A 13,660-nucleotide genomic window follows, 5' to 3' on the forward strand; every position below is an offset into this window, starting at 1 on the left:
TCCTTAAGGTTGGTGAAGTGAATGAGTGTTAAGCTGGTCTTTGAGCCAGCACAAAATATCTTGGTGTACCCGCTGATAATCACGCTCATGCAGTGGCTCATGACGCATATTTGGGTATAGTTGTACTCGCACATTGCGTCGGCCCGCACGGATGAGCGCTTGCTGTAGCTGTCTGATATCGGTACCTAGATTGCCGACGGGATCGTCTTTGCCGCTGACTAGGAGTATGGGATAATTGGCATCCATCATCTGATACCAGTCGCTTTGGCAGGCACGGGCGATGAGTGCTTGCAAGGTGACAAAGCCATTATTGGTAAAACAAAATCCGCACAAAGGGTCGGCTTCAAAGACCTTAATGGCATCGATATTCTCGCTAAGCCATGCAAATGGTGATGCGCTGATTGGCGATCGCAGCTGATTAAGCAGGTATTGATTGAGTAGATATCCCATGCGTTCGTTAATTTGCTTGGGGGCAAGGCGATTCATTAGGCTTAACGCACCTAGGCTAAGTTGATTGATCAGTCCAAAGCGATTGCCCGTACCCATCAAAATCACGCCATCAAAGCTTGTGGCATGATGCACAAGCACTGTACGCACGATGAACGAACCCATCGAATGACCCATGATAAAGTGTGGCACGGTGGGTGCTTTTTCTTTGAGCTTGTCTGCCATGATGATGACATCTTTGCACAAAGTCTGTACGGGGTGCTTTTCGTCAAAAAACCCAAGCTCGTATTTGTCCTTGACCGTCTGTCCATGCCCAAGCTGATCATAAGTCGCAACAAGAATGCCATGCTCGGCAAGGAATTTGGCAAAGGCATCGTAGCGACCGCTATGCTCACTCATGCCATGCACGATGAGCAGAGTCGCTTTGACATCGCCTGCCGGCTCATAGAAGCGATGGTGTAGGCGATGGACTTGGTTGGATGATAAAATAATCTGGGTCATGGTGTTTAATTAATGACTTATATATTCAACGGTATTGCCTTGTTTATCAATAAATTGCCATTGACCATTTAAACTAACCAATGCAACACCATCATGAAAGATATACGAATAAGATGAATATATCATATTCATTGTAATAAGACCTGATGAGTCATAATCAATAGGATAATCATAAATAAAGGGTAGAATAGTATTGCCGTACTTGTCAATAAAACCGTATTTATATTCTTTATTTAGTACGCCGATTAAGCCTTCGCTATAGTCTTGACCAAAAATATAAATGGGTTCAACGACAAAACTGCCTTTCTTGTCAATATAACCAATATGCCTGCCAAAGATACTATCATCATTTTCAACATCTATGGCAACCCTTGCCAAGCCGTCAGAAAATGAGCTTGCGCTTTTAAATTGATGGGGGATGATAACCTTCCCGTATTCATCGACATACCCATGTTTACCATCAATAACATCATGCGCCAAACCATCAACCAAGCAACTTGTGTAATTGTTAATATAGTCTGATTCGCCAGTTTTGATGACGGTTGGTATAAAGCATTTTCGCAGAAAATCTATTTCTTTGCCATAATGGCTGAAATATTCATTAAGTCTGTCAGGCTGTTGCGGGTCTGCACCATGTAATAAAGCCGAGTGGGCAAATTGCGTCATGCCGACAGTTATCATAACAATCAGTAATTTTAAATAACTTAACATCAATTACTCCCACATGATTTCTTAACAATAGAAAAAATTCCAATTGTTAAAAACATCCAGCTTTCTCACCACTCTCCGCCTTAGCCAATTTTTCTTCGGCAAGGGCTTTGGCACTACGCACAGGCGGTGGGCAGTCTTCGCCATAGTATTGGCGATCGGCAAAGTAGCTTGAGCGTACCATTGGGTTTGCCCAAATGTTAAAAAAGCCTAATTTTTTGCCGTATTCGGTATAGCGTGCGAACTCATCAGGGTGTACATAGCGATCGACTGGCGCATGGTTTTTGCTTGGTGCTAGGTACTGACCGATGGTGACGATATCGACATCATGGGCTTTTAGGTCGTCCAGCAGCGCATAGACTTCTTCTTCGGTCTCGCCAAGTCCCACCATAAAACCACACTTGGTTGCCACATCAGGACGGCGAGCTTTATAGTCTTTTAGCAAATTCAATGAGTGCTGATAGTCTGAACCTGGACGAAATGCCTTATATAGGCGTGGCACAGTTTCGATGTTGTGATTGAAGACATCGGGTGCTGTCTCGGTCAATAGGTCCAGTGCGATGGCTTCACGGCCACGAAAATCAGGCACAAGAATCTCAATCAAGCAATTGGGACTAAGTTTCTTGGATTCGGTGATGACTTCAACAAAATGACCAGCACCACCATCTTTTAGGTCATCACGATCAACTGAGGTGATGACGGCGTATTTTAGCCCAAGACCCAAGATGGTCTCGGCAGTATGGCGTGGCTCATCTTTATCCAGTGGATTTGGTCTGCCGTGTGCCACTTCACAAAACGGACAGCGGCGTGTGCAGATATCCCCCATGATCATAAAGGTCGCTGTACCATCACCAAAGCACTGCGGTAGGTTCGGGCAGGCGGCTTCTTCGCAGACGGTGTAGAGCTTTTGTTTGCGAAGCGTGGCTTTGATGCGATCAACTTCGGCAGGGCTTGAGAGCTTGACACGAATCCAGTCGGGTTTTTTTGGTGTTTCGACCGTTGGAATGACTTTGATGGGAATGCGAGCAACTTTATCATAGCCACGCAATTTTTCGCCTTGGATGGCTTTTTTTGGGGCGGGCTTGGCTTCTGGGGTAAAGGTTTGGACAGTCATGGCTTATCCTAATGGTATGATAGCTAATTTGATAGAGGGTGTTGCGATAAATGGTTTATAAAAATTATCGTGTAAAAATCGTCTTATTATACGCCAAAATGCCAAAAATAACACGCACAAATTGGCATTGTCTGTATCTCGGGGCGAATGTCAAAAATACAATCAGTGTAAATAAAATGTCTGTCTGAGTTGAGCGGATTCATAGGATTGACGGTCATTGATACTTACAATATACTAAGTTGCAGAGAATAAATCAATCAAGGTGGTGATGATATGCAAGCATTGGTGAATGCGTTGATCTTGGTGGTGGTGCTTGCGGTATTTATGCTGTCTGTCCGATGGATGCCGTGGGTACAAAAGATTTGGATAAAAAACGGCAAATGGCACACTTGGCGATTTATGCTGATAATTATGTCATTGATCATTATCCAAAATATCATCACAAACGCGTTTGCTAAGCCAATCGCGGCGTGGCTGACAACACAAGGCATAAGCTTTGGGGCGGCATATGCTGTCTATGCGCTACTGGTGGTGATGGCTGTGATGTTGAGTCAAAATACTTCTAAAACTTCTCAAACAACTCCAAAATGGCTGGGTGTTGGCATTAATGTGGTGCTATGTGTGTTGATGCTATCAATGCCGTTTTGGTGATGATTTGATGAGCGAAAGACAAAAAGCAAGCAAAACCGCAGATTTTTTGGCAAAACAGTGCTAAAATTAACCCGATTTTATAAAGATTTACTGTTATGACCAACAAAAAAACCGCCATCATCCTCGCCAATCTTGGCACGCCAGATGCGCCGACCCCGACAGCGGTGCGCGCTTATCTAAGAGAGTTTTTGAGTGACACGCGCGTCATTGAGATCCCTAAGCTGATCTGGCAGGTGATTTTAAATTGCTTTGTTTTAACCACACGCCCCAAGCGCGTCGCAGAAGCTTATGACAGCGTCTGGACAGCCGATGGCTCACCACTTTTGGCGATCCTAAAGCAGCAAGCCCAAGATCTGCAGACGCGATTGAGCCATCAAGGCATTCACACGCCTGTCTATGCTGCCACGACCTATGGCAACCCATCGATCAAGTCGGTGATGACCCAGCTGATGGCCGACGGTGTAGAATCCTTTGTGGTGCTGCCGTTATTTCCGCAGTATTCTGCGACCTCGACCGCAGCTGCTTTTGATAAGATATTCAAGCTGATGCTAGATACGCGCAATGTACCTCAGTTGCAGCTGATCAAAGATTATCATGATCATCCTTTGTACATCGAGGCGTTGGCACAAAGTGTGGAGCGCTATTGGCAAGCTCATGGCCGCGCCGATAAGCTTTTGATGAGTTTTCATGGCATCCCAAAGCCGTATGCCGATAAAGGCGATCCATACCCTGAGCAATGTCGCACCACGGCTGTGCTGCTGGCTGATCGCTTGGGTCTGGCGTCAGATGCATGGGCGATCAGCTTTCAGTCGCGATTTGGCGCGCAAGAGTGGCTCAAGCCTTATACCGATGAGTTGCTGGCTGAATGGGGGCAGGCAGGCGTCTCGGTGCAGGTGATGAGTCCTGCGTTTTCGGCGGATTGTCTTGAGACATTAGAAGAGCTTGCGGTCGAAAACCGCGATCACTTTTTGCAGGCGGGCGGCAAGTCCTATGACTACATCCCTGCATTAAACACCGATCCTTTGCACATTGATATGATGGCTGATCTTGTCAAATGGCGTCTGATTGATCGGTATGATCACGCCTAAAGCCATGCCGCCATACAGTGACTTGTGTGGCGTTTTTTTTATGCTTATTCATAAAAACAGTTTTTACAAATTGCAAGACTGATTGATGGACTGTGACAGTCATTTTCATAGTCATACATACAGTTTTTTGACAGAAATATATTAACATAAAATAACATATCCAACCCCAAACGACCACAAAAAGCGTCTCGCTAACCTCTTAAAACTTGTTATACTCAAATCATCTGATGAGTTATGCAAATTTTTAATAACCACCGATATTCGCGTGATGATTAAAAATATCATAAATAAATCATGCCAAGATGATCAGATCGTTGAGTGCTTGACAGCCTTAATACAGGTCAAAAATTCACTCAATGCTGTGGCATGAATGGCAGACACTGTGTGTGCAAATAACCATGGAAAATTGCTTTTAAGAGGAGAATATATGAAAGCTGTGCTAAAACAACTGCGTCAAACCCAAGCCAATCCTGCGGTGAGTGTGTTCGTAAAGACACATCGTACCCATCCTGAAAATGAACAAGATCCGATCGCCCTAAAAAACCAACTGAAAGTCGTCGAAGATCGCGTGACTGAAGAGTACGACAAGCGTACAGCCGATGCCATCATGGAGAAGATTACCGAGCAGACTGATGAGCTTGACCATAATTATAATCTGGATGTACTGGCGATTTTTGCCACCGAATCAGAAGCTGAAGTGCTGCGCCTGCCATTCACCGCCAAAGAGCGCGTGATCATCGGCAACAAATTTGCGACGCGTGATCTGATGCGCAATCTGTCAGAGGCGGTAAACTACTATGTCCTTGCCATCACCAGCGAGTCAGCGCGCCTATTGGTTGGCACCAATGATGTATTGGTCAAAGAAGTGGTGGGTAGCAGTCCGCGCCAAGAGCATCATGATGAGCTGTCTTTTCCGATTACCAATACCACTTTGCCATCAGGTAGCAAGTCAGATCGCACAGGGTCATCGGATGATCATAGCTACCTAAAAGAGTTTATGAATCGTGTGGATAAGAGCCTACAGCGCATCTATAATGCATCGCCATTGCCTGTGATTTTGGTGGGTGATTCGCGCACTTTGGGCTTTTATGAGCAAGTCTGTGACAACCCATCGGTGATTTTGGGTAAAGTGGATAATTTGGCAAACCTAAAAGATGGTAATGCTCAAGACATCATCGATGGCGTCCAAGAGCTGGTCGAAGAAAAACGCCAAAGCCGCTATGAGACTGCCAAAGGCGATCTGGAAAAAGCGCGCAATGAGAAAATGGTGCGCACTGATCTACAGCAGATCTATCGCTCAGCTGTCGAGGGTAATGCAGTGACATTGCTTGTGCGTCAAGGCCATAGTGTGCCTGCCACCATCGATGAACAAAACGCCACGCTACTGGTCGCGGACAATGCCAGTGATGAAGGTGTCAATGATGATGCAGTGGCAGAGATCATTGAGCTTGTGGATCATCATGGCGGCGAGGTGGTGTTCGTACCACAAGATCAGATGGATGAAAAAGAGCCGATTGCCCTGATCACCCGTTACTGATTCATCTTTTTATCTTGCAAAACACACTCCAGTTGGAGTGTGTTTTTTTTGTGCTACCAAGAAGGCATATTTGGCATTTTCGATTGGCTCATCTTTCAAGTACGAATCAGTGTATCTTAGGCGCCACCAAAAAAAATGATGGCCTGTAAAACAGACCATCATAATCATCCGCGATGGGATTAGTTTAGTAGTTCAAGTGCTTGATTAAGCGTTGCACTTGGGCGCATCGCTGCTGATGCTTTATCAAAGTCAGGCGCATAGTAGCCGCCGATGTCAGTGGCTTTGCCTTGAACTTGGTTCAGCTCTTCGACGATCTTGGCTTCATTGGCAGTTAGAGCTTCTGCCACTGGCGCAAATTTGGCGGCGATCTCAGCGTCTTTGGTCTGTGCTGCCAAGGCCTCTGCCCAGTACATCGCCAGATAGAAGTGGCTGCCGCGGTTATCAAGCTCACCGACTTTGCGTTTTGGTGATTTGTCTTCTAGCAGCAGTTTTTCGGTGGCGGCATCAAGTGCATCTGCCAGAACTTGGGCTTTGGTATTGCCAGTGGTTTGGGCTAGATGCTCAAACGATACCGCCAATGCCAAGAACTCACCTAGGCTATCCCAACGCAGATGGTTTTCTTCGTTGAACTGCTGCACATGCTTCGGTGCAGAACCGCCAGCACCCGTTTCGAACATGCCGCCGCCATTCATCAGTGGCACAATCGACAGCATCTTAGCAGAAGTACCCAGCTCAAGGATCGGGAATAGGTCGGTGTTATAGTCGCGCAGCACATTGCCTGTGACCGAGATGGTGTCCAGACCGTCTTTCATGCGCTTTAGACTTGCCAAACAAGCATCGGCTGGCGGCAGGATTTGGATATCTAGGCCATCGGTATCAAGATCGGCCAGATAAGTCTTAACCTTAGCAATCAGCTGGGCATCGTGCGCGCGTTTCTCATCCAGCCAGAAGATGGCAGGGGTCTCGCTTAGGCGAGCGCGGTTCACTGCCAACTGTACCCAGTCTTTAACTGGTGCATCTTTGGTTTGGCAAGCGCGCCAGATATCACCAGCTTCGACGGTGTGCGAAGTCAGCACGGTGCCATTTTCGTCGATGATCTCGACTTTGCCATCAGCTTTGATTTCAAAGGTCTTATCGTGCGAGCCGTACTCTTCAGCTTTTTGAGCCATCAAGCCGACATTTGGCACACTGCCCATCGTCGTCGGATCAAAGGCGCCATGTTCGCGGCAGAAATCAATCACTGCTTGATAGATGCCTGCATAGCTGCTGTCAGGAATGACCGCTTTGGTGTCTTGTGCTTGACCATTGCTATCCCACATACGGCCTGAGTTGCGGATCATCGCAGGCATGGATGCATCGACGATGACATCGCTTGGGACATGTAGGTTGGTGATGCCTTTGTCGCTATCTACCATGGCTAGGCTTGGGTTGGCAGCATAAGCATCAGCGATGGCTTTTTCGACGCCTGCACGAGTGTCAGCGTCAAGCTTATCTAGGTTTGATAAAAGATTGCCAAAGCCGTTATTGACATCGACACCAGCCGCTGCCAGTTCGTCACCATACTGTTCAAATACAGGAGCGAAGAATGCCTTGACAGCATGACCAAAGATGATCGGGTCAGAGACTTTCATCATCGTCGCTTTCATGTGCAGCGAGAACAGTACGCCTTGCTCTTTGGCATCTTTGATTTGGGCTTCTAAGAATGACACCAGTGCTTTTTTGCTCATGAATGTCGCATCGATGATCTCACCAGCTTTTAGTGCCAATGGCTTGCGCAGTTCGGTCTTGTTGCCTGAGGTATCGGTGAACACGAATGATACGGTGGTGGCTTGATCGACGGTTTTTGATTGTTCATTGGCAAAAAAGTCACCGCCTTGCATTGTTGCGACATGAGACTTAGAATCTTTGCCCCAAGCACCCATGCTGTGTGGGTATTTTTTGGCGAAGTTTTTCACCGCTTTTGGTGCGCGGCGATCTGAGTTGCCTTCACGCAGGACAGGGTTTACCGCTGAGCCTTTGATCTTGTCGTAGCGAGACTGGATGTCTTTTTCTTCGTCGGTTTGTGGGTTGGTTGGGTAATCAGGCAGTGCATAGCCTTGAGCTTGAAGCTCTTTGATGGCAGCCAGTAGCTGTGGCACTGACGCTGAGATGTTTGGCAGCTTGATGATGTTGGCTTCTGGTTTGGTGACCAATTCGGCAAGCTCACCCAATGCGTCAGGAATGCGCTGATCTTCATTTAAATATTCTGGGAAAGTGGCTAGGATACGGCCTGCAAGAGAGATGTCGCTGGTTACAAATTCGATGTCGGCAGTGTTGCCAAAGGCTTGAATGATAGGTAGTAGAGAGTAAGTTGCTAGTGCTGGGGCTTCGTCGGTGTGTGTATAGACGATTGTAGATTTACTCATACGAGCTCCTTTTTAATGTCGTTTGGTTGTTATCACTGAAATAAACGCGGTGTATTATGCCACATTTTCCCTGTTTTGCCTACTTATTTAGCTGTCAGCAGCATAGGATCATCACAAAAAGTTATAAAACGATACTGCAACTGATGCTGTCATCATAATGTGACTGCACAGTACACACTACAATTTACTATGTTTCAACACTAAAAACAAGCGTTTACTGAGCTTATCACCGTTGCTTTTGGTGATGATATTTTGATTGCCATTTATTATATGAATAATGGTCAAAAACTAGACAATCTTTGATTGACTTGCGGTGTATTAGCATTATTCTATGCTATAATTAAAAGTTTATTTTGATGATTTTTTGAAATTGATAAGCCATGAAAATTTTAGGCCTAGAAACTTCCTGTGATGAAACAGGGCTTGCCATTTATGATGACACACTAAATGACGGCAAGGGCGGCGTACTTGCCCAAGTGCTGTATTCCCAAATTGAGCTGCACGCCACATACGGCGGTGTCGTGCCTGAGCTTGCCAGTCGTGATCATATCCGTAAGCTGACCCCTTTGTTTCATGAATTATTAAATAAAGCCAATATTGATAAATCAGACATTGATGCTGTCGCCTATACCAAAGGGCCGGGGCTGATTGGGGCGTTGATGACAGGGGCGTTATTTGGGCGGACGCTTGCCTATGGGCTTGGCGTGCCTGCCATCGGCGTGCATCATATGGAAGGGCATCTGCTGGCGCCTGTGATGACAGGTGATGGCGTTGAGTTTCCGTTTGTATGCTTACTTGTGTCGGGCGGTCATACCATGCTTGTGCGTGCTGATGGCGTTGGACAGTACACGGTGCTGGGTGAGTCGATCGATGATGCTGCCGGTGAGTGCTTTGATAAGGCTGCCAAGATGCTAAACCTGCCTTATCCTGGTGGCCCGAATGTCGCCAAGCTTGCCGAAATGGGTAATCGCCATGCGTACGAACTACCACGCCCGATGCTACATAAGGGCTTGGATTTTTCGTTCAGTGGTATGAAAACAGCGGTACACAATCTCATCAAAGACACGCCCAATGCTGACAGCGACCCTGTGGTGCGGGCTGATATCGCAGCAAGCTTTGAGTATGCGGTGGTTGATACATTGGTCAAAAAATGCGTCAAAGCACTCAAAGAAACTAATCTTAAACGACTGGTCATCGCAGGTGGCGTGTCCGCCAATCGCTCACTTCGACAAAGCCTAGAACATGAACTGAACAAAATCAATGCCGTCGTGCACTATGCGCCACCTGAGCTGTGTACCGACAATGGTGCAATGATCGCCTATGCTGGCTACTGTCGCCTAAAGGCAGGGCAGTCCGATGGCTTGTCAGTGGCGTGCGTCCCACGATGGGATATGCAAAGCCTAAAAATCGCTTAATTGTCATCATTGTTCAATAAATTTACATAATCAGTTCATGACCGCACCTATCACTGTCTTACCATTCACCACAGCTGATTATCCAGAATGGCATAAAGGTCGGCAGCGTTATGGCGTGTGGTATATCCCGATTGATGATGCTGTAGTGGCTGAGTATTGCTGTCAGCTTCGAGGTGAGCTTCACGAATTATTGGCAGATGATTATCGCCGTCAGTGGCATATTACCCTGTTTGTCAATGGCTTTTATGTGGATGACTGCCAGTATGATGATGACTTTGATAATGATATTTTATCCAAGCAAATCAATGCGTTGGAACAATTATCATTATCCAATTTTCATCTGACGACACAGGCTTTAGGCAGTTTTATCAATTGTGTGTATTTGGGCATTGCACCGCATCTTGAGTTGGTACGCATTCGCCAACATCTTAGCAGTCAGCATCAGGAAATCGCACCACTAGCCTATACGCCGCACATCACCTTGGGACTGTATCGACAAGCATTTGATTATGACGGTGTGATAAATCGCTTGATGAGTGTGACAACAAGATCCCTATGCCTACCTGTCAATCGGCTGATTTTTGCGACTTTTGATGCCAATGATTTACAAGGTAAACTGTACAATCAGCATGAAATCACATTAAAATAAAAAGGATGTCGCATGATTTATTTTATCCTAGGTGGAGCAAGGTCGGGCAAATCTCGTCAAGCCGAACAGCTTGCCAAAGATTATGAACAACAAGGCAAACGCATCATCTATGTGGCGACTGCAGGGCGTTTTGATGATGAAATGGTCAAGCGTATCGAGCATCATCAACAGAGCAGACCAACGCATTGGCAAACGATAGAAGAGCAATATGATTTAGCCAAAATTTTTACTCAATATAACGATGAGCAAAGCGTGATTTTGGTGGATTGTTTAACGCTATGGCTGTCAAATTTATTATGCCAAGAAGATGGGCAATTTCAAACCTATAAAAATGAATTTTTAAATGAGCTTCAAACCAGCAACGCCACCGTGATTTTGGTGAGTAATGAAACAGGACTTGGCGTTGTGCCGATGGGTGAGCTGACACGACGATTTGTGGATGAAAGCGGCTTTTTGCACCAAACCATCGCTCAAATGGCACAAAGGGTAGTATTTTGTGTGGCGGGGTTGCCGATGATGTTAAAGGAATAATGGATGTTTATGGTGATGGTCAGAATATTCCTGACAAAATCTTTTATCAACCATGAAATTATAAATAAAATATCATGTGTATGAAATTTTATTGTATAAAAATACTTGTATTTTTCTGTTAGGCACTTTATAATACACTCAAATCAGACAAATGGTCAGATTTTTTTTGGAAGTTGCCAAGAAATATCACAAATATGAAATTATAGATTATGATAATGATACAAAAATAGATGAATGTATCTTTGTCATTCTGGTAGGAGGTAATATGATGTATGCTACGAGACATTTTAATCAACGCCAATCACAGCGTGGCATTGGCAAAGAAATGGTGGAGATTGTAATGGCATTTGGTGAAATTAAGGGTGATAAATTATTCCTAAATAAGAAGTTGTGTCAAAAGCATATCCAGCTTCTTGAGAAGGATTTAAGCCGTACATAATAGCCATTTATCGAAGTAGGAGAGGGGCCATGTGTTCATACACAATCAATGAAAAAATTATCAAAGGCATTGAGTTATCTGCACAAGAGGTGCGACACGCCATCAAAATTTTGCGTAAAATTATGGATAAAGGCGGTGTTGTTGTCATTTGTGAAAATGATGCGATGGTAACTTGCTATAACTATAACAGTTATAGTAAAAAGCTAGCGCACAAATGCCGTAAGCATTGATGTATCAAGAGAAGTTTTAATTTATCACTAGAGGTTTTATGAAAACTTTAGCAACTATTCACTCAATAAAACAGGCTGCAAAAACCACTCAAGATACTGTCATGACAGTGTATCGCAGCTTGGACCAGTTGCGAGGCGTAGGCACTATGGATGAAGTGCTTGCAAAAGTAATTCTACTGGCCAGTCTTCATCAGTCGGGCAAAATTTCGGCCGATCAGCCATCGATTCTGCGGCAAGTTCAAGCGCTCAATGATGCGGCGCTCGATGCGATCTTTGAACGAGATACGATTCTGGTACATACTGATGAGCAGATGGTTAAAGAGGTGATAATGCAGCTGAGTGCAATATCATTTGATACGCAAACGCTGTCTTTTCTATTAACTTTATGCTTATCCGATCGCAGATCGGGGCACGCAGTCTATCAAGATTCCGTGATGCGGCTGTTCAATGCGTTGATGGATGTCAAGAAAGGGCAATCGGTGTATGTTTCATCACCGGCAAGCTTGCCATTATTGCCTTATTTGGCGCAAACTAGCAATGTAACCTATGAGAGTATGCAGCTTGGTGTCATTGATCGCATTGCTCTATATCTGCTGAGTGATCAGGTGCTATGGCGCATGTCCGATTTGGTTGCCGAACCAGTTGTGCCAAAAAAACAAGTGGATTATGCCGTCAGCATCCCGCCATTTGGCGTGCGTTTTATGCACAATGGTGGTGAAACCGGTATTGATGGTAAAGGTTTTATCACTCGTAGCTATGATGTGGCGATGGCGTGGCAAATGTTGCATCTTGCCAAGGAGCAGGCGTGTGTTAGTATTGCAGCGGGCCATTTGAGTTCAACTATCGAACGAGGTTTTCGCAAACATTTGATAGATAACGGGTTCTTAAGAGCTGTGATTTATATGCCACAAGGTGCGGTGTTGAATAGTGGTGCTACCACTGCTTTATTAATTATTGACCCAAAGGGTGGGCATGATCGGGTGCGACTGGTGGAGCTTGAAAAGACTGATTTTGTAACAAAACACGGTCGGGATATTCAAATATTGGATATGGGTTCATTAGTTGAACATATCTGGGATGATGCTGAACATGCAGGTATGGTGAGTGTAGCCAATGAACGCTTGGCAAAAGATGACTATGTGCTCTCGCAAGCCAAATATGTTCTATCACCAACAGGCAAGGCGCTGGGTGAGCTTTTGGAAAATCGCCAAACATTACCGCTGAATAAGCTTGTAAATTTCCAGCGCGGATTGCCAAATGCTTCAAAAGAAGGCAATGCCACGATCTATGAAATAGGCGCAAATGATATTACTGAGACCGTACTGCATTCAGTGTGTCGTACTCGTGAAGTGGATCATCAAGTTGTCGATGATAACTATGATAATTTTGTGCAGCCAAATGATATCGTGTTGATTCACAAAGGTGGCGTGGGCAAGATTTGTTTTATTGGTGATAATGCGCCAAAGGCGGGCGAAGACGGTTGGGTGGCGGGCTTGGCAGCTCTGACGCTTCGACCAAAAAAAGATGCGCTAATCAGTCCAAAGGCACTGTATATGTATCTGCAATCACAAGCAGGACAAGAAGCGCTGTCGCAAATTGTAGTGGGTTCGGCGCTGGGTACGATACCGCTCAAAGAACTGCGTCAGCTACCAGTCATTATCCCAAGTAAGGATGAATTAGCGCAAATCGAGCGTGCGTTCGACCAGATTTGTGATCAAGAACAGGTATTGAGAGAGTTGACCCAAGAAATTTGGACGGCTCGACAGCAATTTTGGGCGCTTATTTAGTTATTACTCAGCTTAACACATGATGAAAGGGCAGGTATTTTGTTGTGTGTTAGGCCGATCAACCAATTTTGTTGAAAAATCGAGAGTGTGGTAAGATAGTGTAAATAGTTCATTTGGCAAATGCGGGTTGCTAATTTTATCATAGCTACGGATTGATT

12 protein-coding genes are annotated in these 13,660 nt (G+C 45.3%); 8 read left to right on the forward strand and 4 right to left on the reverse strand.

Going from position 1 to position 13,660, the window contains the following annotated elements:
- Positions 1-3: 3 nt before the first annotated feature.
- From B0681_RS05575 to lipA, 3 genes are read right to left on the reverse strand one after another with little or no spacing between them, the layout of a single operon-like run.
- Complete coding sequence (locus tag B0681_RS05575) at positions 4-948, reverse strand: alpha/beta fold hydrolase (RefSeq protein WP_078317766.1); 945 nt, start codon at positions 946-948, stop codon at positions 4-6.
- Positions 949-957: 9 nt separating this feature from the next.
- Positions 958-1,659 carry a WG repeat-containing protein gene (locus tag B0681_RS05580; protein ID WP_078317767.1) on the reverse strand — a complete coding sequence of 234 codons (702 nt, stop codon included), beginning with the start codon at positions 1,657-1,659 and terminating at the stop codon, positions 958-960.
- 46 nt (positions 1,660-1,705) lie between these two features.
- Positions 1,706-2,770, reverse strand: coding sequence for a lipoyl synthase (gene lipA, locus B0681_RS05585; RefSeq protein WP_078317768.1), 1,065 nt, complete (start codon positions 2,768-2,770; stop codon positions 1,706-1,708).
- Positions 2,771-3,043: 273 nt separating this feature from the next.
- On the opposite strand from lipA, the gene B0681_RS05590 reads away from it, so the two are divergent.
- From B0681_RS05590 to B0681_RS05600, 3 genes are all read left to right on the forward strand, one after another.
- Complete coding sequence (locus B0681_RS05590; RefSeq protein WP_078317769.1) at positions 3,044-3,421, forward strand: rhomboid family intramembrane serine protease; 378 nt, start codon at positions 3,044-3,046, stop codon at positions 3,419-3,421.
- Between the two features lie 95 nt (positions 3,422-3,516).
- Complete coding sequence (hemH, locus tag B0681_RS05595; RefSeq protein WP_078317770.1) at positions 3,517-4,509, forward strand: ferrochelatase; 993 nt, start codon at positions 3,517-3,519, stop codon at positions 4,507-4,509.
- A gap of 427 nt (positions 4,510-4,936) precedes the next feature.
- Positions 4,937-6,046 carry an AOC03_06830 family ribosome hibernation factor gene (locus tag B0681_RS05600; protein WP_078317771.1) on the forward strand — a complete coding sequence of 370 codons (1,110 nt, stop codon included), beginning with the start codon at positions 4,937-4,939 and terminating at the stop codon, positions 6,044-6,046.
- 179 nt (positions 6,047-6,225) lie between these two features.
- Here B0681_RS05600 and B0681_RS05605 read toward each other — a convergent pair whose 3' ends face one another.
- Positions 6,226-8,451, reverse strand: a complete 2,226-nt coding sequence (locus B0681_RS05605; RefSeq protein ID WP_078317772.1) for an NADP-dependent isocitrate dehydrogenase — start codon at positions 8,449-8,451, stop codon at positions 6,226-6,228.
- A 380-nt stretch (positions 8,452-8,831) separates the two neighbouring features.
- On the opposite strand from B0681_RS05605, the gene tsaD reads away from it, so the two are divergent.
- From tsaD to B0681_RS05635, 5 genes are all read left to right on the forward strand, one after another.
- Positions 8,832-9,866, forward strand: a complete 1,035-nt coding sequence (gene tsaD / locus B0681_RS05610) for a tRNA (adenosine(37)-N6)-threonylcarbamoyltransferase complex transferase subunit TsaD (protein WP_078317773.1) — start codon at positions 8,832-8,834, stop codon at positions 9,864-9,866.
- A gap of 37 nt (positions 9,867-9,903) precedes the next feature.
- Entirely contained in the window at positions 9,904-10,515 is a 612-nt protein-coding gene (locus B0681_RS05615; protein WP_078317774.1) for a 2'-5' RNA ligase family protein, read from the forward strand.
- A gap of 12 nt (positions 10,516-10,527) precedes the next feature.
- Entirely contained in the window at positions 10,528-11,046 is a 519-nt protein-coding gene (gene cobU / locus B0681_RS05620; protein ID WP_078317775.1) for a bifunctional adenosylcobinamide kinase/adenosylcobinamide-phosphate guanylyltransferase, read from the forward strand.
- Between the two features lie 166 nt (positions 11,047-11,212).
- Positions 11,213-11,485: a hypothetical protein gene (locus tag B0681_RS05625; protein WP_143821223.1), complete on the forward strand. Its 273-nt coding sequence runs from the start codon at positions 11,213-11,215 to the stop codon at positions 11,483-11,485.
- Between the two features lie 268 nt (positions 11,486-11,753).
- Entirely contained in the window at positions 11,754-13,502 is a 1,749-nt protein-coding gene (locus B0681_RS05635) for an N-6 DNA methylase (protein ID WP_114144959.1), read from the forward strand.
- Positions 13,503-13,660: the final 158 nt, after the last annotated feature.

Source organism: Moraxella porci DSM 25326 (genome assembly GCF_002014855.1).
GTDB lineage: Bacteria > Pseudomonadota > Gammaproteobacteria > Pseudomonadales > Moraxellaceae > Moraxella > Moraxella porci.